This is a genomic window from Clostridium pabulibutyricum, from assembly GCF_058242705.1.
In genome coordinates, this window is the sequence record NZ_JBZAYZ010000011.1 from 47,767 (window position 1) to 73,158 (window position 25,392).

27 protein-coding genes are annotated in these 25,392 nt (G+C 35.9%); all 27 read left to right on the forward strand.

Annotated features, from left to right (window positions below):
• The first annotated feature begins 198 nt into the window (after positions 1-198).
• The 27 genes from AC4CVH_RS11840 (at position 199) to AC4CVH_RS11970 (ending at position 25,388) form a co-directional block, all read left to right on the forward strand.
• Positions 199-411: a helix-turn-helix domain-containing protein gene (locus tag AC4CVH_RS11840; RefSeq protein WP_069194802.1), complete on the forward strand. Its 213-nt coding sequence runs from the start codon at positions 199-201 to the stop codon at positions 409-411.
• A gap of 258 nt (positions 412-669) precedes the next feature.
• On the forward strand, positions 670-1,437 hold the full coding sequence (locus AC4CVH_RS11845) for a DUF499 family protein (RefSeq protein ID WP_490787967.1): 768 nt from the start codon (positions 670-672) through the stop codon (positions 1,435-1,437).
• A 38-nt stretch (positions 1,438-1,475) separates the two neighbouring features.
• Positions 1,476-2,342 (forward strand): helicase-related protein, encoded by an 867-nt coding sequence (locus tag AC4CVH_RS11850; protein ID WP_490787968.1) that lies wholly within the window; start codon positions 1,476-1,478, stop codon positions 2,340-2,342.
• A 349-nt stretch (positions 2,343-2,691) separates the two neighbouring features.
• Complete coding sequence (gene istA / locus AC4CVH_RS11855) at positions 2,692-4,164, forward strand: IS21 family transposase (protein WP_490787969.1); 1,473 nt, start codon at positions 2,692-2,694, stop codon at positions 4,162-4,164.
• On the forward strand, positions 4,157-4,843 hold the full coding sequence (locus AC4CVH_RS11860) for an ATP-binding protein (RefSeq protein WP_490787970.1): 687 nt from the start codon (positions 4,157-4,159) through the stop codon (positions 4,841-4,843). Before istA ends, AC4CVH_RS11860 begins: the two co-directional genes overlap by 8 nt.
• Positions 4,844-5,042: 199 nt before the next feature.
• Positions 5,043-5,627, forward strand: a complete 585-nt coding sequence (locus AC4CVH_RS11865) for a recombinase zinc beta ribbon domain-containing protein (protein WP_490787971.1) — start codon at positions 5,043-5,045, stop codon at positions 5,625-5,627.
• A gap of 225 nt (positions 5,628-5,852) precedes the next feature.
• Positions 5,853-6,197 carry a GIY-YIG nuclease family protein gene (locus AC4CVH_RS11870; RefSeq protein WP_176458991.1) on the forward strand — a complete coding sequence of 115 codons (345 nt, stop codon included), beginning with the start codon at positions 5,853-5,855 and terminating at the stop codon, positions 6,195-6,197.
• A complete protein-coding gene (locus tag AC4CVH_RS11875) occupies positions 6,194-6,658 on the forward strand; it encodes a DUF6530 family protein (RefSeq protein ID WP_490787972.1) in 465 nt (154 codons plus the stop codon). The genes AC4CVH_RS11870 and AC4CVH_RS11875 overlap by 4 nt, the downstream gene beginning before the upstream one ends.
• A 2-nt stretch (positions 6,659-6,660) precedes the next feature.
• Positions 6,661-8,700: an AAA family ATPase gene (locus tag AC4CVH_RS11880; RefSeq protein ID WP_251246527.1), complete on the forward strand. Its 2,040-nt coding sequence runs from the start codon at positions 6,661-6,663 to the stop codon at positions 8,698-8,700.
• Between the two features lie 33 nt (positions 8,701-8,733).
• On the forward strand, positions 8,734-9,324 hold the full coding sequence (locus tag AC4CVH_RS11885; RefSeq protein ID WP_095142683.1) for a helix-turn-helix domain-containing protein: 591 nt from the start codon (positions 8,734-8,736) through the stop codon (positions 9,322-9,324).
• 434 nt (positions 9,325-9,758) lie between these two features.
• The gene (mef(A), locus tag AC4CVH_RS11890; RefSeq protein WP_490787973.1) at positions 9,759-10,976 is read left to right on the forward strand and encodes a macrolide efflux MFS transporter Mef(A); all 1,218 of its coding nucleotides are present in this window, start codon (positions 9,759-9,761) and stop codon (positions 10,974-10,976) included.
• A 17-nt stretch (positions 10,977-10,993) separates the two neighbouring features.
• Positions 10,994-11,833: a nucleotidyltransferase domain-containing protein gene (locus tag AC4CVH_RS11895; protein ID WP_490787974.1), complete on the forward strand. Its 840-nt coding sequence runs from the start codon at positions 10,994-10,996 to the stop codon at positions 11,831-11,833.
• Positions 11,830-12,471 carry a Vat family streptogramin A O-acetyltransferase gene (locus AC4CVH_RS11900; RefSeq protein WP_490787975.1) on the forward strand — a complete coding sequence of 214 codons (642 nt, stop codon included), beginning with the start codon at positions 11,830-11,832 and terminating at the stop codon, positions 12,469-12,471. Before AC4CVH_RS11895 ends, AC4CVH_RS11900 begins: the two co-directional genes overlap by 4 nt.
• A 2-nt stretch (positions 12,472-12,473) precedes the next feature.
• Complete coding sequence (locus tag AC4CVH_RS11905; RefSeq protein WP_128753184.1) at positions 12,474-12,935, forward strand: GNAT family N-acetyltransferase; 462 nt, start codon at positions 12,474-12,476, stop codon at positions 12,933-12,935.
• 193 nt (positions 12,936-13,128) lie between these two features.
• A complete protein-coding gene (locus AC4CVH_RS11910; RefSeq protein WP_490787976.1) occupies positions 13,129-13,731 on the forward strand; it encodes a TetR/AcrR family transcriptional regulator in 603 nt (200 codons plus the stop codon).
• Positions 13,721-14,587: an alpha/beta fold hydrolase gene (locus AC4CVH_RS11915; RefSeq protein WP_128753182.1), complete on the forward strand. Its 867-nt coding sequence runs from the start codon at positions 13,721-13,723 to the stop codon at positions 14,585-14,587. The genes AC4CVH_RS11910 and AC4CVH_RS11915 overlap by 11 nt, the downstream gene beginning before the upstream one ends.
• A 298-nt stretch (positions 14,588-14,885) precedes the next feature.
• Positions 14,886-15,764, forward strand: a complete 879-nt coding sequence (locus AC4CVH_RS11920) for an AraC family transcriptional regulator (RefSeq protein WP_490787977.1) — start codon at positions 14,886-14,888, stop codon at positions 15,762-15,764.
• Between the two features lie 388 nt (positions 15,765-16,152).
• Positions 16,153-16,314: a hypothetical protein gene (locus AC4CVH_RS11925; protein ID WP_490787978.1), complete on the forward strand. Its 162-nt coding sequence runs from the start codon at positions 16,153-16,155 to the stop codon at positions 16,312-16,314.
• A 173-nt stretch (positions 16,315-16,487) separates the two neighbouring features.
• Positions 16,488-16,901 (forward strand): NAD(+)--rifampin ADP-ribosyltransferase, encoded by a 414-nt coding sequence (arr, locus tag AC4CVH_RS11930; protein WP_069955805.1) that lies wholly within the window; start codon positions 16,488-16,490, stop codon positions 16,899-16,901.
• Between the two features lie 403 nt (positions 16,902-17,304).
• On the forward strand, positions 17,305-17,880 hold the full coding sequence (locus AC4CVH_RS11935) for a restriction endonuclease subunit S (RefSeq protein WP_490787979.1): 576 nt from the start codon (positions 17,305-17,307) through the stop codon (positions 17,878-17,880).
• Entirely contained in the window at positions 17,877-21,086 is a 3,210-nt protein-coding gene (locus AC4CVH_RS11940; protein WP_490787980.1) for a type I restriction endonuclease subunit R, read from the forward strand. Before AC4CVH_RS11935 ends, AC4CVH_RS11940 begins: the two co-directional genes overlap by 4 nt.
• Positions 21,087-21,158: 72 nt before the next feature.
• Complete coding sequence (locus tag AC4CVH_RS11945; RefSeq protein WP_490787981.1) at positions 21,159-22,376, forward strand: restriction endonuclease subunit S; 1,218 nt, start codon at positions 21,159-21,161, stop codon at positions 22,374-22,376.
• A 152-nt stretch (positions 22,377-22,528) separates the two neighbouring features.
• Positions 22,529-24,118 carry a type I restriction-modification system subunit M gene (locus tag AC4CVH_RS11950; RefSeq protein ID WP_490787982.1) on the forward strand — a complete coding sequence of 530 codons (1,590 nt, stop codon included), beginning with the start codon at positions 22,529-22,531 and terminating at the stop codon, positions 24,116-24,118.
• Positions 24,119-24,237: 119 nt separating this feature from the next.
• The gene (locus AC4CVH_RS11955) at positions 24,238-24,483 is read left to right on the forward strand and encodes a type II toxin-antitoxin system prevent-host-death family antitoxin (RefSeq protein WP_490787983.1); all 246 of its coding nucleotides are present in this window, start codon (positions 24,238-24,240) and stop codon (positions 24,481-24,483) included.
• Positions 24,480-24,854: a type II toxin-antitoxin system death-on-curing family toxin gene (locus AC4CVH_RS11960; RefSeq protein ID WP_490787984.1), complete on the forward strand. Its 375-nt coding sequence runs from the start codon at positions 24,480-24,482 to the stop codon at positions 24,852-24,854. Before AC4CVH_RS11955 ends, AC4CVH_RS11960 begins: the two co-directional genes overlap by 4 nt.
• A gap of 23 nt (positions 24,855-24,877) precedes the next feature.
• Positions 24,878-25,015, forward strand: a complete 138-nt coding sequence (locus AC4CVH_RS11965) for a hypothetical protein (RefSeq protein ID WP_490788006.1) — start codon at positions 24,878-24,880, stop codon at positions 25,013-25,015.
• Positions 24,951-25,388 (forward strand): type I restriction enzyme endonuclease domain-containing protein, encoded by a 438-nt coding sequence (locus AC4CVH_RS11970; RefSeq protein ID WP_490787985.1) that lies wholly within the window; start codon positions 24,951-24,953, stop codon positions 25,386-25,388. The genes AC4CVH_RS11965 and AC4CVH_RS11970 overlap by 65 nt, the downstream gene beginning before the upstream one ends.
• Positions 25,389-25,392 lie beyond the last annotated feature (4 nt).

Consider the following 25,392-nt stretch of genomic DNA (forward strand, 5'->3'; position numbering starts at 1 on the left):
ATTGAGTTGCCGTAATAGATGATTTTGTTAGAGTTGAGATAATAAGATGGATGTAATATCTTATAAACTTGTCCTATACTGGGTTTAGAATTATAAATGCTAAGTAGAAATCAAAAATCGCGCGGATGTAAAGAAATTATTTGCAATATAATGAGGCCAATGATATTATGTAATTATACATAGATAGAGGTGATTACAATGGTAATTAGTTATAAAAAACTTTGGAAGCTTCTTATTGATAGAGATATGAAAAAGAAGGACTTGCAGAAGCTTGCAGGTATTAGTTCTGCTACGATAACAAAGCTTGGTAAAAATGAAAATGTTAGTACAGAAATAATACAAAAAATCTGTATAGCGTTAAAATGCGACGTCTGTGATATCATGGAAATGGATGATACCAAACGGAGTTAATGCTTGTTTCACAACATGATAACTAGGAAATGAATGCCTAGCCAACCATTGCAGATATCGGGAGGGCTACATTGGAGAAATTCTATTCCTAAAGAGATTGATGATAATAAAACTCAGAAAGATGTTGCTCAAGTATTAAGCGTTTTATTAATTATAATTATGATTTAAAATTGATGTTTTTTTAAGAGAATGATTTTCAAATCAATATTGGATAAAAAACAGAATTAATATTAGACGTTACTTAGGAGGTAAATAAAAATGAAAACCTTATTTGAAGCTTGTAAGCCAAGGGAAAGTGTATTTGATGAGACAAAAAGAGACGATACACTTGACCTAAGTAATTTACTGGACGGTTCCATAGACGGCAAGCAATTTTTTGAAGAAACTTTTATTACAGAAGGAATGGAACTATTATTTGATACTGCATTTAAGAGATTTGAAGGGAAAGCATCAAGTGGTCTGGTTAAACTAACTCAAGCTATGGGCGGGGGAAAAACGCACAATATGGTTGCACTTGGAGTCCTCGCGAAAAACAAAGAGATAAGAAAAAGTATTTTAAATGGTAAGTATGCCAATGTAGATTCAGACATAAGAGTAGTAGCTTATACAGGAAGGGAAAGTTATTTAGAATTCGGAATATGGGGAGAAATAGCAGAACAACTTGGTAAAAAAGAGTTGTTTAATACCTTTTATACACCTTTAATGGCTCCAGGACAATCCGCTTGGATTAACTTACTTAAAAGTGATACTCCAACTTTAATTTTACTTGATGAGCTTCCACCTTATCTACAAAATGCAAAAACAATACCGGTAGGAACAGGTACAGTAGCAGATATTACAACGACAGCTCTTGCAAATTTGTTTAATGCAGTAGGCAAAGCAGAACTTCATAATGTTTGTATTGTTGTCTCTGACTTACAAGCTACATATGAAGAAGGCTCCCAACTTTTACAAAAATCTTTTAAGGAACTTGAAAATGAAATAGAGCGTTCTGCAATTAATATTGAGCCAGTAGGGGCAAATTAGGAAGCTCTATAGAAGCAGGGAAAAACACAGGATTAAAAATGTTGAATAGTTGGAATACATCCTTTGATGAAATATCGGAGGAGATAGCAGAGGAAGAAGAAGAGGTTAAAATTGAATCTGATATAAAAAATCTTACACCTATGGAAACAGAACTATTAGAAAGGTATGTAAGAGCTCTTGAAACCAGTGAAGCAACAGACCCTAAGTATGATAAAACAGTGGAGCTACTCCGAGATGAAAATTGGATTGAAAGGGGTACAATTATATTTTCTCAATACTTTGATACTGCAAAATGGATAGCTGAGAATCTTTCAAAGGAGTTTGATGGAGAAACTATAGGCTTATATGCAGGAGGAGATAAGTCTGGTATTTTTATAGATGGAGTATTTAAGAGAAAAGATAAAGAAGAGCTAAAAGCAATGGTAAAAAGTAGAGACTTGAGGATACTTGTTGGAACAGATTCTGCAAGTGAAGGCTTAAACTTACAAACTCTTGGGTCATTAATTAACATTGACTTACCTTGGAATCCTACAAGATTAGAGCAAAGGAAAGGGAGAATACAAAGGATTGGACAAGTGCATGATACTATTTTTGTCTATAATATGAGATATAAAGATTCAGTAGAAGACAGGGTTCATAACTTATTATCTCAGAGATTAAGAAATATATATAATGTATTTGGACAATTGCCAGATGTTCTCGAAGATGTATGGATAAATGTAGCCATAGGAGAGCAAGAGAAGGCTCTTGAGATAATAGATAATGTACCCGAAAAACATCCATTTGAGAATAGGTACAATATGGGAGTTGAACATATAGATTGGGAAAGTTGTTCGGAGGTATTAGATAAAAAAGAGAAGAGAGAGTTTCTCAAGAAGGGCTGGATAAGGTGTATGAATGTATAATGATTTACTGTTCTGACCGTACACCATACAAGATTGTATATATGAGAGATAATTAGATATCTTCTAGACTGACTCAAGAGCTAATCTGTTGTATAAAAGTACAAATATTAAAGGAGAACAATATTTCAAAAAATTCGACTTATATGAACATACCAGATTTATTGTCTTACCAAATATATAAGCGCTATGTTAACATAATAATTTAATATTGAGTTATAAATAAGGCTTTTGAAGTCAGTAAATGACCCAAAAGCCTTATTTTAGTGAAAAAGCATCCGGGGAGGTGATGCCTATGTTTGCGTTGCTACATGTATTCTAGCTTTAATAACAAACTAAAGGAGGAAAACACATGATCGGTATCGAGCAATACCAAAAAATCCAAGAATACAAAGAACTCGGACTTGCCCAGACCAAAACTGCTAAAGCGCTGGGGATCACCTATACTTCTGTCAGTAAATACTGGAATATGAGTAAGGAAGATTATGCCAGGGAAGTTGAACAGGAAAAGCACCATATGGATAATTATCGACAGTACATATTAGAGCAATTGAAAATATGCCCACAAATCCGAGATACCAATATTTATCTTAAATTAATTGAAGCCTTTCCTGATTTACAAGTTAAACGAGCTACTTTCTATCGCTACATGAAAGCTTTAAGGGAACAGCACGGGTATCAGCATACCAGTAAGCGGAAAATCTCGCCACGTGAAGTCTCGCCACCAGGATATGAAGCTCAGGCTGATTTTGGTCAATATAAACTTAAAGATATGTATGGAAGAATTGTAAGGGTATATTTCTTTTGTATGGTTCTGAGTTATAGCAGAATGAAATTTGTTTACTTTTCACCGGATCCCTTCACGACCGAAACAGCCATAAAAGCTCATAACTATGCATTTCAATATTTTGGAGGAAGACCACAGACAATTCTATATGATCTTGATCGGGTCTATGTGGTTAGCGAAAATCTAGGTAATATTATATTTGTACCGGCCTTTGAAGAATATGTTAAGCGTATTGGCTACAGTGTTTCATTATGCAGGCCAAGAGATCCTCAGAGTAAAGGTAAGGTAGAAGAGGTAATTGGATATGTCAAGCAAAGCTTTCTAGAGGGGAGGGTGTACACCGGAATTGACAGTCTTAATAGTGCAGCTCTTGCATGGTTGGATAGAGAAGGCAACGGGCGAGTTCATACTGTGACTAGAAAAGTGCCACGAGAAATGTTTATTGATGAACAAAAACAGCTTTTTCATGTTAAACCATATTCAGAGGTATCAAGTACTGTAGCATCCTTTGATTCCAATGGAGTGGTCAGCTATAAAGGGAATCGTTATCAGATTGATGTCGGTGTGATGGATGCACATCAACGTATACGTATTGAGGATGATGGTGAAATACTTCTATTTTATGATACTGATACTAATGAATTATTAGCTAAGTATCCAGCAACAGAAGATACTGGACAGATATTCAAACCTGAAGGAAATAATAACAGAAACAGGGTTTCTCATGCTCTTATAAAACAATATTTTGCAGAGCATGAAATCGCTCAGGAATTTATACAGCACATGGAACAGGAACAACCAAAATATTCTAATAGCCATTGCATTCGCTTAAATCGCATGACGAAGTTTTATTCGATGGAGCAAATGCTTGACGGGATAAGATACTGCATTGAGATTGAACGCTGCAATGCATATGAACTTTTGGCCTACATGATGTATAAGCATGGTGAGCACATAGCAAAGAAGTTCTTACCAAATCAACAGTATTTCAACCATCTGACACGTAGCAAGGAGATAAGGAGGGAAATCGATGGCTGATATAACTGAAATCCGCGAGTTGGCTAAGAAGCTAAATCTATGGAATATTGCCAGGGGATATATTGATTTGAATGATGAGAAACTGTCCAACCTAGATTATCTTCAGATGATATTACAAAAAGAACTAGAGATACGAGCCAGACAAAAACAGATCAAGCTAAGGAGGGCAAGCAAACTTCCCAACAAGGTATTTGAATTATCGAATTTAAACAAAGGTTTGGAATGGCAGATAAAACAATTATCCCATCTGACGTGGCTCAATGAAGAACAAAACGTTATTCTGCTTGGTAAATGCGGGACAGGCAAAACTAGTCTTGCTGTTCATCTTGGAGAAACAGCGATCGACAAGGGACATAAAACTTATTATGCATCCATTGATACTTTTGTATCTATCGTAGAGAACAAAGATATAAACCTAAAAGCAGGCGCAACCTTCTCCTATATGCGGGAATGCGACTTGATTATTATTGATGATGTATTTTATCTAGCACCAACCAGGTCAGAGTTGCAGGCTTTTTATCGAGCAGTTACTTTTCTTAATGAAACAAGAAGTATCATTTTTGTTACCAATCGAGAAATATCTACATGGTTAGATGTAGTGGAAGACAAACATCTTTGTCAGACTCTGTTAGACAGAATAACAGCTAATTGTCAGATCATTCGCTTGACTGACAGATAAATTAAAACACTCACCTCTTTTCTAAAAAAGGGTTAATACTCAAATTTGAAAACTATGCCGATTAACGGTTTTATATAGATGCAAAAAATCTCACGAAATCCTAAGATTAGCTTAACTTTTGAGATTATCTGCAGTTTATGCGGTAGGGGGGGCTAAATCTCTACCACTTTTTGCCCCGGAAACGGGCGTGGGGTAGCGCGTGAAAATTCGCGGTTTCAAACGGTGCGGTAATATTTACAGACGGGTACATTGGAATAACCGAGGTTACAAGTCTATTGTTTGGAGATGCGTCAGCCGTTTGGAGGAAAAAGGGTCTGAATGTACGGCCTCTACCATAAACGAGGAAATATTACAGACAGCAGTGGTCAAGGCTATTAACGAACTTTTGGCTAACAAAGAACCCTTCCTCTCAACGTTACAGAAAAATATAGCCACCGTACTTAATGAAGAAAATGATAATGCCACCGTTGATATTGATGGCAAATTGGAAGAATTGCAACAACAGCTTCTAATCCAAGCAAAGTCCAAGAATGACTATGAAGATGTGGCTGATGAAATTTATCGGCTTCGTGAATTGAAGCAAAATGCACTAGTTGAAAATGCAGAGCGAGAAGGAAAAAGGCAACGAATCGCTGAAATGACTGATTTCTTGAATGAACAATCCTGTGAGTTGGAGGAGTATGATGAGCAATTAGTAAGGTGGCTTATTGAAAGGGTTACGGTGCATGATGACAGAATTGAGGTGGAATTTAAGTCAAGTATTGCAATAGATATAGAAAATTAGATATAAGACTTGCCGCTGATTAAGGGAAACAGCTCTTGATTGGCGGCTTTTCGTTTTTATAATGCTTATGTCATACAGGAAATTGAAAAAAACTTAACGGCAAGTTGCACAAGCTACTATTTTTATAAAATACTGTCTATTGGAAAATTCTGCATTCATATGGTCTACGGAGCGTGGATTATATTTTGAGATACATTGTTTTATACTAGAGTCGAGGTGAAAATGATGGATACAAAAAGAAAAAAAGAGCTTTTAGAAGCCTATAAAAACAGACATCCTGAAATGGGAGTAATATCTTACCGTTGTAAAGAAACTGGCGAGGTATTTTTGGGTATCTCCAAAGATACAAAATCAGACTTTAACAGCACTAATATGAAATTGGCAGCCAACTGGCATCCTAATAAACGATTACAGGAACTCTGGAACAAATATGGCTCTGAAGGCTTTGAACTATCAGTTATTAAAGTGTTAAAGTATGATGACCCACATGAAGATCATACAGCAAAATTAGAAAGTTTGAGAGAACAGTGTCTCGCTGCTGATCCAAATGCAAGGAGGATATGGCGATGAATGAAAAAGTTGTTATGGTGTCAAATGATTATGACCGTATAGATGGCAGAAATACTTATCAATCTGACATCAAACGTTTAACGCTAGGTGCGCCTATGCTGGAAGAAAATAAAAAAATGCAGATTGCCGCACAGATTTGGAAAAATGATAAAGATGGTGAATTGATTTTGGCCCAGGAGCTGCCCATCCATCAAATATTTGATTTGATGATTTTTTTGTCCAGGACATTGCTTTACTTCAAGGAGGCTTACCGACTCCCCCTTTTATATGACCCGGAAAAACCCACAGTGGAACGAGTTGGAGTACAAGGTGGGGTATTACCAGTAGAAGTGTGTGTAGACAATCAAAATATCAATGAGGACATCAAAGCATTTGCCCAAAGTTTAAATGATTTAGGAGAAATAATTGGAGAACGTCAACGAGTGCTTAGCCGCATACTAGAAGAGTTGGAGTGTTACTAACAATGAAAAAGACTTGTATTTTGTCACCGGACAGGCAGCTGACTGAAGAGGAACAGTCGCTTGTCTGGAAAAAGCCGCCTTCACATATTGAAAGTGAAGCAGAAAAACGAATATATGAAGAGATCGTACGAAATTGGAATCGCGGTGAAATGAAAATTAGCACCATTTTGCTGGAAGGGGATGCTGGTTCGGGAAAAACCCAGATTGCCAAAGCTTTATCTGCTGATTTTAACCTGCCTTATACGAAAGTAACCTGTTTTGCAGATATGGATAAATCCGATGTCCTGGGTTCGATTCTTCCGGTGCTGTCAGAAGAAGATGGTCATTCTGATAAGGTTGAATATCGCTATTATCCTTCTGAAATTGTTCGTGCATATGAAAATGGATGGCTCTTGGAGATTCAGGAACCGACAGTGATTCGGGATGCTGCTGTTTTAATGGCGCTAAATTCCGCATTAGAACCAGATGGCAGTCTAAACTTGCCAACTCGTATCGCGCATCGTCACCCTGATTTTATTGCGGTTATCACAACAAACCGCGGTTACAATGGCTTCCGGCCCTTAAATGAAGCTTTGCGAGATCGAGTGCAGCATGCAGAAAAACTAGATTTACCGCCTAAAGAAGTGATGATGGAGCGGGTTAAAGCTAAGACCGGTTATGAATCTGAACCTGTACTATCTCTTTTAGCTGAAACGATTATGGTGCTGGATGAGACAGCCCGCGCCAATGCCATTAAAGGTGTGGCCGGTATGCGTTCTTATATCTTTTGGGTGGATGCCGTTCAAAGTGGTGCCTCAATCCAAAAAAGTTTATATTATAAGGTGTTATACAAAATCACGACCGATCCGCAGGAGCTTGTTATTTTAGAGCAGGCACTGGCTAGTCATGGCTTGACAGAAAAGCTTGAGGAAATGGATCACATATGTCAATCGCAAAAAGACGGAGAAAATCCTGAAGTAATGGAACTTAATATTTCCGAAAACGGAGAATTCTCTGCCAAGACAGATCAAGCTGATAAAAATGCAGTGCGTCTGAGAAAATCAGAAGACAGTGAGGGGCATTCTGATACGAGCAGTGATGAAAATACTGATATTTCAAGCAATGATAATGGGGAAAATGGCACTCCATTCTATCATGAGCTCGATAAATCAGATACAACCGAATTACAAAAAAAAGAATTTCGTAAACAGTTGAACAGGGAAGCACGGCAAAGTGTTCAAGGAAGTGTCCATGAAGATATTAAGCTGATTGTCCATCGTCCGGAAGTTACCTACCAGAACAGGGAAGAGTATAACCGTATGATGACAACTTTGATGCCAGTTATTCGGGAATTAATCAGAAAAACAAATCCGCTGTTGGAGCATGAATTATCTGCTGAATTCGCGAAATCGAGGTTGTATGGCACAAAATTTTGCGCGGATCAGGTTGCCTCTATGGATTTTCGCACATTTGCCCGCAAGCGTCCGCCTGAGGAAGAACCCTCTATTGCGGTTGCTCTCAGGATTGATGAATCAGCGTCAATGTCAGCCTTTGGTCGTTTGGATGCAGCAAAACAGGCAGCTGTCGCCTTATACGAATTCTGCAAAGGGTGTGGCATTCCGATAATGGTTTACGGGGATACAGCAGACCGCTCCAAGCTGGAGCAAATGTCTGTCTATGCCTATGTAGACTTTGAAAGCAAAGATGCAAATGAAAAATATGCTCTTATGAACATTCAGGCTCGCAGCAACAATCGGGATGGTATGGCATTGCGCATTATTTCCGATAGATTGCTTAATGCGCCCCAAAAATCCAAATTAATAATCAGCATCAGTGACGGGCAGCCTAAGGCTATGCCTGATTATTCAGGTGAAAAGGCAGCGTATGATATGAAAGATACTTTGCAGGAATTTAGGCGAAAAGGCATCCAGTTCCTAGCTGCAGCTATTGGACAGGATAAGGAGGCTATCCGAGAACTTTACGGTGCTGAAAACACACTGGATATAACCGATTTGAAGCAGCTTCCAGCAAGATTGGTACAAGTAATCGCAAGGTTCATGTAGTATGATATACTAAGCAGAAATGGAGGTGGTGGCATGGATTGTGTGAAAATAGGCAATTTAATTGCCAAGCTACGAAAGGAAAAAAACCTTACCCAGAGAAATATTGCAGATGCACTGGGTATTCAAAATAAAACTGTTTCAAAATGGGAATGTGGTTTAGGATGTCCTGACCTATCGCTGTGGCCAGAACTATCTACTATTTTGGGTGTTGATATGAAACAGATGATGGAGGGTGAAATCACATCAAATAAGCCGGATAGCGGCAATATTGATAAAGTACGTTTTTACGTTTGTCCTTCCTGTGGAAATATTTTGGTGAGCACAGGAAGTGCCTCTATCTTCTGCTGCGGAAGAAAGTTAGAACGTATCTTGCCTACTGTTGCAACTATTGCACCAAAAATCACGGTAGAGGAAATAGATACTGATTACTTTGTCACTTTTGACCATCCAATGACCAAAGATCATTATCTTTCTTTTGTGGCCTATGTTAAAAGTGACAGAGTATTTCTAAATCGCTTGTACCCAGAACAAAGTCCAACTTGTAGGTTTCCTATAACTACCGGTGGCAAACTATTTGTTTATTGTATTAAGCATGGCTTATCGGTATATTCAGGTAATCTATAATTAAATCAATATTATCTTCCTGGGATGTATATGTTTGTTGTACTGTCCGTGGCTTTTTTTCAATTTTAAACGTTGTTTAATACAACTTATTGTGTTAAAATATATGCTGATACAAATAAGAGTTTAGGAGGAACCGAAACTATGACAGCCTCAATGCGTTTAAGATAAGCTGGCAATAAAAAAAGCAGAATCTATCCCCGATGATAGGCTTTTTTGTTGTGCTTATTTATACGATATTGAGCATTCATTAGTTACGGTGAGATATAAGTTATTTAACTATACCTTTATTTAATTATGTCTTTAATATGAATGTTTCCAAATTGTATGTATGCAGACCAAAAGCCACATTGTGGACATAGACCTGCATTTTTTATTGCCTAGAATGCTATTCAAAATAGAAATTCAAGCAAAATAATATGCAGGAGATGATATAAATGGAAAAATACAACAATTGGAAACTTAAGTTTTATACAATATGGGCAGGGCAGGCAGTATCATTAATCACTAGTGCCATCCTGCAAATGGCGATCATTTTTTACCTTACAGAGAAAACAGGATCTGCGATGGTCTTGTCTATGGCTTCACTAGTAGGTTTTTTACCCTATGCGGTCTTTGGACCAGCCATTGGTGTATTAGTGGATCGTCATGATAGGAAGAAGATAATGATTGGTGCTGATTTAAATATCGCAGCAGCTGGGGCCGTGCTAGCTATTGTTGCATTGTATATGGAGTTACCTATCTGGATGGTTATGGTAGTATTGTTCATCCGTAGCATTGGAACAGCTTTTCACACCCCGGCTCTCAATGCGGTTACGCCACTTTTAGTACCAGAAGAACAGCTTACGAAATGTGCAGGCTATAGTCAGTCTTTGCAGTCTATAAGCTATATTGTTAGTCCGGCGGTTGCAGCACTCTTATACTCCGTTTGGGAACTAAATGCTATTATTGCCATCGATGTATTGGGTGCTGTGATTGCATCTATTACGGTAGCAATTGTACGTATTCCTAAGCTGGGTGATCAAGTGCAAAGTTTGAAACCAAATTTCATAAGAGAAATGAAAGAAGGAATGGCTGTACTACGGCAAAATAAAGGATTATTTGCTTTATTACTCGTTGGAACATTATATATGTTTATTTATATGCCCATAAATGCATTATATCCTTTAATCACTATGGAATATTTTAATGGTACACCGATGCATATTTCTATTACGGAGATTGCTTATGCCTCTGGTATGTTGATAGGGGGTCTATTATTAGGGTTATTTGGGAATTGCCAAAAGCGAATCTTATTAATAACGGCATCCATTTTTATGATGGGGATAAGCTTAACCATTTCAGGATTACTTCCCCAAAGTGGATTTTTCATATTTGTAGTCTGCTGTGCAATAATGGGGCTTTCGGTTCCGTTTTACAGCGGTGTACAAACAGCTCTTTTTCAGGAGAAAATAAAGCCTGAATATTTAGGACGTGTATTTTCTTTAACTGGAAGTATCATGTCTCTTGCTATGCCAATTGGGTTAATTCTTTCTGGATTCTTTGCTGATAGAATCGGTGTAAATCATTGGTTTTTACTATCAGGTATTTTAATTATTTGCATTGCAATAGTTTGCCCAATGATAACTGAGATTAGAAAATTAGATGCAAAATAAAATAAGGGTGTGTTCGTATGATAGATAATATTATTCAATCAGTGACAGAAAAATTATCCTCTTTGCCTTATATAGAAGGCATCGTATTAGGGGGTTCCCGTGCAAGAGGCACCCATACAGAGGATTCTGATATAGATATCGGAATCTATTACAAATCAGAATCATTTGACATTACAGCGATTAATCAAATTGCTACAGAGTTGGATGATGAGAATAGAAATAACCTGGTTGTACCTCCCGGAGCGTGGGGTGATTGGATTAATGGCGGCGGATGGTTAGTTATAAACGGGTATCATGTTGACTTGATTTTACGTGATATAAAACGGGTGGAACAAATAATCAAAGATACGGAGCAAGGAAGTGTTACTGCCAATTATCAGACTGGGCATCCACATGGTTATATAAGTGCTATGTATCGTGGAGAATTGGCGATCAGCAAGATACAATATGCTAATGATGAAAACTTTTATGAGTTTAAAAAGCAAGCAGAACGTTATCCAACCGCTTTGCAGAAGGGATTAACTGAATTTTTTATGTTTGAGGCAGGTTTCTCTTTAATGTTTGCTGAGAACAATATTGATAAAGACGATGTATCCTATGTTTGCGGACATTGCTTTCGAAGCATATCTTCCCTTAATCAAGTCTTGTTTGCAATAAATAAAGAATACTGTATAAATGAAAAAAAGGCTGTTAAGATGATTGAAGATTTTAAGATCAAGCCAAGCGATTACAAGGAAAGGGTCGATAAGGTTATTTCCTTAATATCAACTGATGTAGATTGTACAAGAAAAGGAATAGAGATTCTTCAAAGACTAGTAAATGAGGTTGAATACCTGAAAGGAGTCCATATTCAATGACGGGGCCAGATAAGAAAAAGCTTTATCCGAATGAAAATATAAAGACGGTTTGCTATATAAGTAATCTACCTAAAAGACCAAATGTTGAGATTGGTGAATATACCTATTATAGCGATAATAAAAAGTCTCCAGAGAAATTTTACGAAAATATAGAGCATCATTACGAATTTCTGGGGGATAAACTGATAATAGGTAAGTTCTGTGCAATTGCAGAGGGTGTTAAGTTTATTATGAATGGTGCAAATCATAGAATGGATGGAATTACAACCTATCCCTTTAATATCTTTGGCTGTGGATGGGAAAAGGTTACTCCTACAATAGAACAACTTCCTTTTAAGGGAGATACTGTGATTGGTAATGATGTCTGGATTGGTCAAAATGTAACCATTATGCCAGGCGTTATAATTGGTGATGGTGCGATTATTGCCACTAATTCAACAGTAGTGAAAAGTGTTGAACCCTATTCAATATATGGTGGGAATCCAGCTAAGTTTATCAAAAAACGCTTTAGTGACGAAAAGATTGAATTCCTGCTAAAGCTTCAATGGTGGAACTGGAGCGAAGAGGAAATATTTGATAATCTTGAAATGCTAACATCCGAAGCAGGGTTAGAGCAATTAATGAATAAAAAGAGGTAACTATGATAATCCGAAAATATAAACCAAGTGACTGTGCTTTTATGGCAAAACTGTTTTATGATACTGTGCATACAATCAATTCCAAGGATTATACAAATGAGCAGTTGAACGCATGGGCAACGGGAAATGTTGATTTGGAAGTTTGGAATAGTTCTTTTATAGCGCATAATACATTGGTAGCAGTAATAAATGGAGGAATCGTAGGATTTGCGGACATGGATTATACCGGCTACCTGGACAAACTTTATGTTCATAAGGATTTTCAGCGTAGGGGTATTGCTACAGCTCTGGTAAAAGAATTAGAACGCTGCGCACGAAAAGTGGGTTTATTTAACTTTAAAACGCATGCATCAATTACCGCCAAGCCCTTTTTTGAAAAACAAGGTTATACAGTTGAAGCAGAAAATAAAGTTATCCGAAACGGTATTGCATTGGTGAATTATAAAATGGTTAAAAACTATTAATCTCTAGGCTTCACAAAGGTGCCAGGTATCTAATAAAAGAACTTAATGTCGATGAATAAGAAGAAAGAAATTCTAAAGTTCGGTGCCTGGCACTATTGACAGTATTAGTGAGGTTTAAATTAAATGTTTGACTTTCTAATTATTTATATATATATTAGTAAGTGAATAATTACTTACTAAAGGAGTATGCAAAATGCGCCCAATTAAATACAGTGATGAACAAATCTTTTTAGGATTTTATACCGCAATTGCTAAGCATGGTTATTCAAAATTGTCATTAGAAAAAATTGCAAAAGAAGCCAATGTCTCAACAGCAATTTTGTCAAAGCGGTTTGGTTCAAAAAAAGGCTTAATACTTAGTTTTTTTCGGTATGCATTAGAAAAAACAAGATTAGTAGTTGAAAAGAACCAGTTAAAAGAGCCCAATATAAATACGTTGCGAAATTTTCTGACATATTGGTCTGCAGAAAATGGCGATGCTACTTCCTTAATAATTATGATAGCTATTTATTTAGAAGGTGTACAGGATCAAGAATTGCATGCTATTTCGCAGGAAAGAAATTTACTAATTGATAACGAAGTACAGAGGATACTTCAAGCTAGTATGGACAAAGGGGAGATTGCGAAAATGAATGTGAAAGATACATCCTATTTATTGCAAGCCTCCGTTCTAGGAGTAGTGATGCTCTGGCTTCACAAACAAGATCAATCGTTAAAGAAACTTACTGAACTGTGTATTGATCAGATTATCGGGATAAATCATGGAGAGGAAGGAGCCAAAGAAGATGCAAGGTAATTCAAAAATAAATACGATAAGTTTAAACATAAATAATATCAACGTTCAATGCTATACAGCTGGTGATACAGGCCCGCCTGTTATTCTTTTACATGGTGCAGGCGTAGATTCCGCACGTATTTCATGGGGCGAAATAATAGAGCCTTTATCTGAAACAAATCGTGTATTTGCCCCGGACTTACCTGGGTATGGAAAGAGTGACAAACCTGATATAGAATATTCCCTTTCATTTTATGTGGAATTTTTGAAACAATTCATGCAAACCCTGAATTTTGATCAAGCTAGTTTGATTGGTTTGTCGCTTGGCGGAGGAATATCTCTCAAGTTTGCGTTGGAATATCCAACACGAGTAGAAAAATTAATATTAGTAGACGCGTGGGGAATTTTTAACAAACTGCCATATCACCGTCTATCCTATTGGTATACCAAAACCTTCTTCAATGAACTATCTTATAAATTATCTAGTAAAAGCAGGGCGTTTGTGAAATGGACATTGTTAAATAGCTTGTTTGGAGATCCAAACAAGTTATCAGAAGAACTTGTAGATGAAGTACAGGAGGTTCTAAAGGCTCCCGATGCGGGTAAAGCATTTATTTCATTTCAGAGAAGTGAAATTACAAGGACAGGTCTTCGTACGAATTTAGCGGGCAGATTGTCTGAAATAAAAAATTCTACATTAATAGTACATGGTACAAACGATTCAAGTGTCCCAGTTAAATATGCGAAACAAGCACATGATAGTATACAAGGATCGGAAATTTATTTGATGGAAGGATGCAAACATTGGCCTCAAAAAGAGAGACCAGAAGAATTTTCCAAGGTTATAAAAAGCTTTTTATCGAAAGACTATTCTTGATTCTTTTAATACTCAATATTCTTACGGAAATGTGTTTTATTAAACAACGATAATTGGTGGTAATAAGTGACGAAAAGATTGAATTCTTGCTAAAGCTTCAATGGTGGAATTGGAGCGAAGAGGAAATATTTAATAATCTTGAAATGTTAACATCCGAAGCAGGGTTAGAGCAATTAATGAATAAACAAATGTAAACTAAAGGGTTTCCCGAATAAGGTGAGTCGACTACATTGTGCACAGATTGTCGGATGGGTAAATGCATCCTCTGATAATATTGATGATGAAAGGAGGTTGTTTGATGGATCCTTTAAGAAGTATGAATAATGCATTGGCATATATTGAAGAGCACTTAACAGAGGAAATTGATTATAGTGAAGTATCTAAAATTGCTTATTGTTCAGAGTATCATTTCAAGCGGATGTTTTCTTTTTTAGCAGGCATAAGTTTATCAGAATATATTCGGAGAAGAAGACTGACGTTGGCTGCACTTGATCTGAAAGATAGGGATTTGAGAATAATTGATGTAGCCGTCAAATATGGCTATAATTCGGCTGATTCATTTTCCCGTGCTTTTCATTCCCTGCATGGCATTCTCCCTTCTGAGGCAAGGAGTGAGAATACACAATTAAAAGCTTATCCTCGAATGACCTTTCAATTATCAATTAAAGGAGGATGCGAAATGAACTATCGTATTGTTGAGAAAGGACCTTTTAAGTTAGTAGGATTTAAGAAGAGAGTTCCAATTATTTTTAAAGGTGTCAATCCAGAGATTGCAAAAATGACTGAACTTTTAACCACGGATGTTATTAAACAATTAAAAGCAATTTCAAATGTAGAACCAACAGGTATTATTAGTGCTTCCACTAATTTCTCGGAAGGAAGAATGGAAGAAAGAGGAGAACTAGATCATTACATCGGTGTAGCAACTTCAAGTGATGAAACAGCAGAATTTGATGTATTAAAAATTGATGCTAGTACTTGGGCTGTATTTGAATCGATTGGACCATTCCCGGAAACACTTCAAAATGTGTGGGGTAGGATATATTCAGAGTGGTTTCCATCATCAGGATACGAGGCGGTTGAAGGTCCTGAAATTTTATGGAGTGAGAGTCCAGACACTGGGAATCCTAAGTATAGAAGCGAAATTTGGATTCCAGTAAAGAAAAAAGACTATTAATTACATCAATGTTTACGAAAAGGGCGCTCCTATTAAGAGTGCCCTTTTCGTAAACGGTACGATTGGTGAATGTTTGGCGTAGCTAATTTCGGGTTGTGCTAGGCACCCCCGAAACAATAAAAGCTTAACTTCACTGATAATATACTCTTCCTCACTTTAATTATAACATATACAAAATTGCAAATATAGACTGTTCGTTCTGAATTTCAACTGCTATACTTCGATAGTATATTAGTGAGATTTGTTGGGGGATTTGGGATAGTGATTATTTTGGTCTGCTTCATTAATCGACGAATTGGCAAAAGGCAAGCCAATGGAGAAGATCTTGAGCAGTTGAAGTTCTGGATATACTCATCATAACATTCAATTAATTTGGAGGTAAGATTAGATGAATAAAAAATTTGATCCAAATAACGTTATTATTAAAATCTGCATGAGTGGGATGGGATTGGAGGACTGTGGAAACAGTGAGGGTGCGATTGCGATGTTTCATAAAGCATGGCACGAAGCAACGGATGACTATGAAAGTTTATCGCAGCTTATCATTTAGCTCGTATACAAGAAAATATTACAGATAAATTAAAATGGATGGAAACATCCTTACAGTGTGCACAAAATATAGATGATGATAACGTTAAGAGTGCTTACTCCACGTTGTATATAAACATTGCCAACTGTTATGAGGAGTTGGGTGATTCTGAACAGGCAACTAGAAATTATGAATTGGCCAAATCATATAATGGTGCACTAACAGATAAAGGCCCATTTTACCATGGGACAAAGGCAGATTTGAAAGTTGGTGATTTTCTGATAGCGGGTGGAAATTCAAATTACAAACCTGGGCTTAAAATGAACCATATTTATTTCACTGCTAATGTCAATGGGGCAGGTCTTGCAGCAGCATTAGCAAAAGGAAAAGGAAGAGAACGCGTTTATATAGTAGAACCTACAGGTGAATTTGAAAACGACCCAAATGTTACTGACAAAAAGTTCCCTGGTAACTTAACGCGTTCTTATCGCTCACAAGAACCTTTAAAAATTATTGGTGAAGAAACAGAGTGGACGAAACCGACAGCTACTAAGCGACGAGAATGGCATGAAAATTTAGCTAAAAACAAAGGCGATATTATTAACTAAACACATTTAATGGTGTGATAGTTGAAGGTCGATATGTTCCCGCCTACCGATAGTGCCAAAAACGTAGTGGATATGTTTCCGAGAACGGATACGCTCAAATGACATTCATTCTGTCCTCTCGAGCCACGTGGAGACGGTAGTCAAGCTTAAAAGGAAAGACAGCTATAGGCTTAAATAAGAACTAAAATTTTTATACAATCGAAAGTCACTGAAATCAGTGGCTTTCAGCATTTTTTGTTAAAATTAATATATTGGTTAGGCTGAATTATATCATTGAAATTAATGCTTGATATTAAAAATGTAATTTTTTAAAATTACATTTTTAATAGTTGCAATAAAATTCCACTTGTGATATGATTAGATCATAGTAAATAAAGTTAATTTTAGAAAGGCACAATATTTTATGAAAAAGTTGAGCAAATTGGTTGAATTAGTAAGTGGATCCCCTCAGTTTAGAATTACTGAAGTGTTTGATGAGAAAGCACCGCTTTTCACCTATTATAGTCAAACAGATTTAACGGATGATCTGGTGGGTATTATTTCAAACGGTGCGGACAATAAACAAGTTAGAACCAATGACAAAGTAAATACCTTATGCCATGGTGATGTGGTGTTTAGTTTAATCACGGGAACTGCAGCCATGGTAAGAAAAGAGCATGAGGGATATCTTTATACTCAAAATTACGTTAAATTATTACCTGGCCATAAAATTGATTCAAAGTTTTTGGCTTATCTCATTAATGAAAACAAAACAATCAGGAAGCAGTTTGTGTTGGGACTACAGGGATCGCAAGTTTTAAAATATACTCTCAAGCAGCTTAAACAGCTTAAAATGCCGAAAATACCTTCCATAGATAGGCAAAAAATTATAGGACAAGTCTATTTTAATCAGCTAAGGCTGCAAGCCCTTAGAAATAGAGCAGCAGAACTTGAAACAAAAATCATATTATCCAAGTTAGAGGAGGCAAGTGAGGAATGAATGAAGAGCAGTTTGAAACTGAGTTGATACAATATATTACCAGTGGAACCATAACTAAACCTGAACACCTAGAAGGAATCAGCGACTTTACGGTTAATGAAAAACCTGCTGATTACTGTGTGAAAACAAAGCTGTGGAAGTATGAACCAAAAATTAAAACTACAGAAAAGCTTTGGGATAACTTCAAAGAGATTCTTGAGAGGCACAATCAAAATACACTTGACCATCCACTAAGTACTGTGGAATTTAATCAAGTTAAAAAGATTATATCTGATATTCAAACACCATATGAAGCTGGACAATTTTTATACGGACTCAATGGTGTATCGCAAATCGAAATTGATTTAGATGACGGCCGTCATGTGTTTTTAACGGTTTTCGATCAAAAACAAATTGGTGCTGGAGATACAGTGTATCAAGTAGTTAATCAAATTGAACGCCCTGCAGTTATCGCTGGGAAACAAAATCGTCGTTTTGATACTACACTTCTTATTAATGGTTTGCCTATTATACAAATTGAAGAAAAACGTGACACACATGACGTCAATGAAGCATTAAATCAAATGCATCAATATTCCGAAGAAAATCAATATGGTGATATTTTTTCTACCTTACAAATATTGGTGGCAATTACGCCGAATAACGTGAAGTATATGGCAAATACCACGCCGGATAAGTTCAATAAAGACTTTGCTTTTAACTGGCAGCGTAAAAGTGATAATACGATTGTGCGTAATTGGAAAGAGTTTGCTGATTCAATGTTAAGCATTCCAATGGCACATCAGATGGCTACCAATTATATGATTTTGGATGGCACAAAAAACAAGGAAACGTTAAAGGTAATGCGTCCATATCAAGTATATGCTACCCAGAATGTAATTGAAAAATTAAAGAAAGTTGATTTTGAACTTGGTGCAAATAAAGTAGGTTATGTTTGGCATACCACAGGTTCCGGTAAAACCATAACCAGTTTTAAAACAGCATGGCTTGCAAGCCGCATGCCAAAAGTTGATAAAGTTGTCTTCGTAGTGGATAGAATTGCTTTAACGACACAGACAAATGAAAATTATAGGGCCTATGATCCGGATGCTGGTGAAAATATAACTGGTAGTGTCCAAGATACTGATAATACTAGTGATTTGAGGCGTAAACTAAATAGTAAAGATAATAGTATCATTGTTACCTCTGTTCAAAAACTCGATACTTTAGTGAAACGTAAATCCTTTAAATCACCTGATAAAAATATTGTATTTATCGTGGATGAGGCACACCGTTCAACTGGCGGCGAAAGTTTTGCAAAGATACAAAAGGCTTTTAAGAAATCTGCCTGGGTTGGTTATACAGGAACACCCATGTTTGATGAAACTACCAGCGGTTTACGAACAGAAGATATTTTTGGACCACTGTTACATGCCTATACTATTCGTGAAGCAATTGCAGATAGAAATGTTTTAGGTTTTAAAGTGGATTTTGAAACAACCATTGATGAAAAACAAATGAGATCCAAATATCTGCCAAATTTCTACCGAGAACGCTATCCGAAGTGGACTGAACAACAAATTAAAGAGAAAATTGATAATCTAAGTCAAGAAGATATGGATGATGCGGTTGAACCAAGTTTCTATGATGAAAATCAGGATCATATCAAGTTAGTAGTTGAAGATATTTTCAAGAACTGGCGAAATCGTTCAAACGGAGGTAAGTATAATGCCCTCTTTACTACTCATGTTGGCGGCGGGAAAGCTAGTACGCCAATGGCAATGATGTATTTCAATGAATTTCAACAAGTAAATGATGAGAATAAGAAGAATGGTGGACAAACATTAAAAGTAGCAGTTACATTTAGCCAAAACTCATCCAATAATGATAGTATGATTGCCGCCAATCAAGGTTTATATGATGCTATTAAGGCCTATAACAAAGAATTTGGTACAAGCTTTGGCATGGATGATGTAGCAGGATATACACAAGATGTTACTAACCGTTTGAATAAAACTGCTACCGACAAAAACTTCTTGGATATTGCGATTGTGGTAGATCAGCTTTTGACTGGATTTGATGCACCGGAACTTAATACCCTTTATGTAGATAGAACACTTAAAGGGGCCGGACTTATTCAAGCCTATTCAAGAACAAATCGTATTGCTGATATGCAGGAAAAACCTTGGGGATGTATTGTAAATTATCGCTGGCCTGCTCAAAATGAGAAGCTGATGAATGAAGCTCTAGCAATTTATGCCAATAAAGATTCTGCAATTTTATCAGAAGATGAACAGCGTAAATCTAACCAAAGGGCTGGCATTATCGCTAAATCTTTTGGAGATATATTTAATGAAGTTAAAGAGGTTGTTGAGAAATTAGACAGTTTAACTAATGAGTTTCAACAATTACCACCTTCTGAGAAGCAAAAAGAATATATGTTTGATTTGCTGCGTGATTATAATGTTGGAATGGCTAAATTAAAACAATATACCCCTGAAAAAGTTGATGGAAATGCAGTAGGTTTCAATTACGACAATCCTGATGAGTTGGTTGAAAAATTAGGCATGACAAGTGCTCAAGAAACCATGCTTACCACAGTTTTAACCAATGAGCTTAAACAACATATATCAAAAGAAAAGAAAATTCCTTTTTATCAAATTGAGTTAAAAATGACTCATGTGAAGGATGTGAAAATAGATTATGACTATTTAACTGAATTGGTGGAGCAATTATTAAACCAGGTGCATGAGGGCAAGAGCCAGGAAGCACAAGCTACGAAAGAGAAAATTGATCAATTTGCCACTGGTTTGGAAGACAGAAATTATGCTGCGAAGATTATGAATGCAGCAATTGCTATTATCAAAGGGCATTTTCCACCGGAAGGTTTTAATCTTAAATATCCAGTAAAATTGAGAGATAGTGAACAAATTATTCAAGCGGCCAACAATGTCAGCCTTGATAGAATGTTCCTGGATTTTCGAGTGAAGTGGGGAATTACAGACATTATCACAAGTGCTCAGATGCGTGAATTATTCAGCCATCATCGTTATGGTATGCAGGATTTAGATGATACTGGTCAAATCCGGGATATAATTGCTAAGGCAAGCGTAAATTATAAGATTTTAGCACATGACCAAAAAATACAATCTTTGTCTAAAATCAAGTACCGTAATGGTTTGCGTGAGGCCATTTATGAATTGGCTGATGATCAGGCTGAAACCTAATCTATCAGATGACACTTTAAAATTAATTATTGAACTGCCGACTATCAATTGACAGCTCAGATAGGAGATAAAATGGATAAAAATAAAGTTAATGTACCTAAAATAAGGTTTCCAGGATTTACCAACCCTTGGGAACAGCGTAAGCTTGGAGAGATATCCGAAAGAGTAACTCGTAAGAATGCAGAATTAGAGTCAACATTACCATTAACTATTTCAGCACAGTATGGTTTGGTTGATCAAATTTCGTTCTTTAACAAGAGAGTTGCAAGTAGGGATATAAGTGGATATTATCTATTAAGAAAAGGCGAATTTGCATACAATAAAAGTTATTCTGTAGGATATCCTTGGGGAGCCATAAAACGCTTGGAAAGATATGAAGATGGAGTACTTTCAACACTTTATATTTGCTTTAAATTATCAGGTGTAAATTCAAATTTCCTTGTTTCATATTATGATACTTGTAATTGGTATAAGGAAGTTGCACAAAGAGCATCAGAAGGTGCCAGAAATCATGGATTGTTAAATATATCTGCAGATGATTTTTTTGATACAAACTTAACAATACCTAAATCTAAAGAAGAACAAGCTATAATTGGAAATTTTTTTCAGAAATTAAATAACCTTATCACCCTTCATCAGCGTAAGTTAAATCACTTGCAGGATAAGAAGAAAGGTTTGTTACAAAAAATGTTCCCGAAAAAAGGTGAGAATTTTCCAGAACTTCGTTTCCCAGGATTTACTGACCCTTGGGAACAGCGTAAGTTATTAGATGTAGCAAAATATCGAAATGGGAAGGCTCATGAGAATTCAATTTGTGAAAATGGAAGTTATGTGGTTGTAAATTCAAAATTTGTATCTACAAATGGTGAAGTAAGAAAATATTCTAATGAGCAAATTGAACCATTAATGAAAAATGAAATTGCTTTTGTTTTAAGTGATGTGCCAAATGGAAAAGCTATTGCAAGAACATTTCTTGTTCAGGAAGCTGATAAATATACGTTAAATCAGCGAATAGCTGGAATTACACCAAATGGAAATATCAACCCATATTTTTTGCATATTTTAATGAATAGACATCCATATTTTATACAGTTTGACGATGGTGTAAAGCAGACTAATTTAACAAAGAGTGACGTAGAAAACTTTAAAGCATTTTATCCTCGAAGGTTGGAACAAGATAAAATAGGTATATTTTTCAAAAAACTTGATACCCTTATCACCCTTCATCAACGTAAGTTAAATCATTTGCAGAAACAAAAGAAAGCATTACTACAGCAGATGTTTATATAAACAGAGTTCTTTGTTTCAGGTATTTTTTTGACACCACCTGAAGTTTAGAAATCGTTATCCAGGAGTGTAGCTGCCCTTATCTGTCACTTTGGCAGTATTAGGGCAGGTAGCTATCGGATGAAATAATTTGAAAAGAGAAAGGAATTAAGAAAATGAGTAATAATCTACATACAATTACCAGCAAACTTTGGGCTATGGCAAATGAACTGCGCGGCACAATGGATGCGTCGGAGTACAAAAACTATATCCTGGCGTTTATGTTCTATAGATACCTTTCGGAACATCAAGAGCAGTATTTGGTGAAAAATAATGTTATTGACATTGCAGAGGGAGAATCTATCAATAACGCTTATCTAAAACAAGCGGCAGGCGTAGATCTAGATGATTATCTAGAAGATATTTCATCAAGCTTGGGGTATGCAATTGCACCAAATGATACATGGGAGTCGTTGATTAATAAAATTAATGATTCACAAGTTATTCCCAGTGACTACCAAACTATTTTTGATAACTTTAATAAAAATGCAGAATTAAATAAAGAAGCGATGAAAGATTTTCGTGGTATATTCAACGATGTTAACTTAGGAGATTCACGTCTTGGAAGTTCTACAAATGAACGTGCAAAATCACTTAACAATATAGTTAAGTTAGTTGATGGAATTGAATACAAGGGAGATGATGGAAAAGATATTCTAGGTGAAATCTATGAATACTTAATCGGTCAATTTGCTGCAAGTGCTGGTAAAAAAGGTGGAGAATTCTATACACCTCATCAGGTAAGTAAGATTTTGGCTAAAATAGTTACTAATGGTGTAGAAAAATCAGATGAATTCTTCAATTTATATGATCCTACAATGGGCTCAGGTTCTTTACTGCTTACTGTTGGACAAGAATTGCCTGAGGATACTCCTATTAAATACTTTGGTCAGGAGTTGAACACAACAACGTATAACTTGGCCCGTATGAATTTGATGATGCATGATGTATCTTATAGCAATATGACATTAAATAATGCTGATACTTTGGAAAATGATTGGCCGGATGGACCGGACGAAAGAGGAATTGATCACCCGCGCAGTTTTGATGCAGTGGTTGCAAATCCACCATATTCTGCGAAATGGGATAATGATAAAAGCAAATTAAAGGATCCACGTTTTAGCGATTATGGGAAATTAGCACCAGCATCAAAAGCAGATTATGCTTTTGTATTGCACAGTATATATCATTTAAACAACACTGGCACAATGGCTATTGTTCTGCCTCACGGTGTGCTATTTCGTGGCGCGGCGGAAAGCAAAATCCGTCAAACTTTGATTGAAAAAAATTATCTTGATGCGGTTATTGGTTTGCCAGCTAACTTATTTTATGGAACAAGTATACCAACAGTCATCTTAGTATTTAAGAAGAATCGTAAAACCAAAGACATATTATTTATTGACGGAAGTAATGATTTTGAAAAAGGAAAGAATCAAAATAACTTAAGTGATGAAAATGTAGATAAAATCATAAATACATTTAAAGAACGTAAAAATGTTGATAAATATGCTCACGTGGCATCAATTGATGAAATCAAGGAAAATGAGTTTAACTTGAATATTCCACGTTATGTTGATACTTTTGAAGAAGAAGCTCCAATTGATTTGGAAGAAGTAAATAAGAAGTTAGAACAAGATAATAAGGAAATTGCAGAACTTGAAGCAAAGATTAATGAACAATTGAAGATTTTAGGCGTAAAAATTTAGATTTGTTGGTGGTGGGAACAGTGTGAGTTAGATGCTATTTAAAATTTTATATAAGTAGGATATTTTTATCCTACTTATGGTATAATATAAATATATTACAGTGCTAAGGAGGGGTTTCAATGTTGGTAAATACTAAAAAGATAGTTTCAATGTCAGAGGCTAACCAGAATTTTTCTAAAGTAGCCAAGATAGTTGATGAGAACAAATCGGTAGTTATTATGAAAAATAACAAGCCTAAGTATGTAGTTTTGGACTTTGAAGAATTTACTAAAGAAGCTGTATCTGAAGAACAGACTCTTGATAGGATTGCAGATAAAATTCTTGAAGAAAATATAGAAGCTTTTAAGGAACTGGCTGATAGATGAAATATATATCTTTGGAATATATAATAAAATTGCATGATAAGATGATAGACAGTACAGGTGGATCAAATGGAATTAGGGATATGGAGCTTTTGAAATCATCAATAGAAAATTCCAAGTCTACATTTAGTGGGAAAGATTTATATTCAACTATTGAATCTAAATGCGCAAATACCTGTTTTAATATAATAAAAAATCATGCATTTGTGGATTGCAATAAAAGAACTGGCATATATGTTATGCTTATGCTTCTTGAGTATAACAATATTAAATTAGAATTTACCCAAAAAGAATTAGCTGATTTAGGTGTGGATATAGCATCCGGAAAGCTAAATCAGAAAGATATAATATCCTGGATAGAAAATCATAGATAGGTACTTAGGAGTTCCTTGAAGAGATCAAAAATCTACAATATAAAAATCTTGCTGTGGAAATGCTGAAAAAATTGCTTGAAGGTAATATAAAGACCCATGGAGAAAGGCAATCTTGTAAAGTCGGAAAAATTCTCCGAAAAACTCAAGATGGCTCTGAATAAGTATAGAAATCAGGCTATTACCAATGCAGAGGTTGTAGAAGAACTTATAAAAATGGCCAATGAAATGAAGAAAGATGTGGAGAATGAAAAAGATTTGGGAATGAATAGAGATGAGGCTGCTTTTTACTACGCCCTGACAGCAGTAATTAGAAAAAATATAACTATTGACTGGAGTATAAGAAAAAGTGCTCAGGCAGGAATGAGGAGAATTATAAAGAGACTTTTGAAAAAATATGATTATCCTCCCAAGCAGGCTAAAAGTGCTTTGAAAATTGTAATGAAGCAGGCTGAATTAATGTGTGGTAATGTGGAAAGCCATGCATATTCAGGTTATGGGAAAGTTGCGGAAGATGAAGGGTATTATAAAATCTGATATT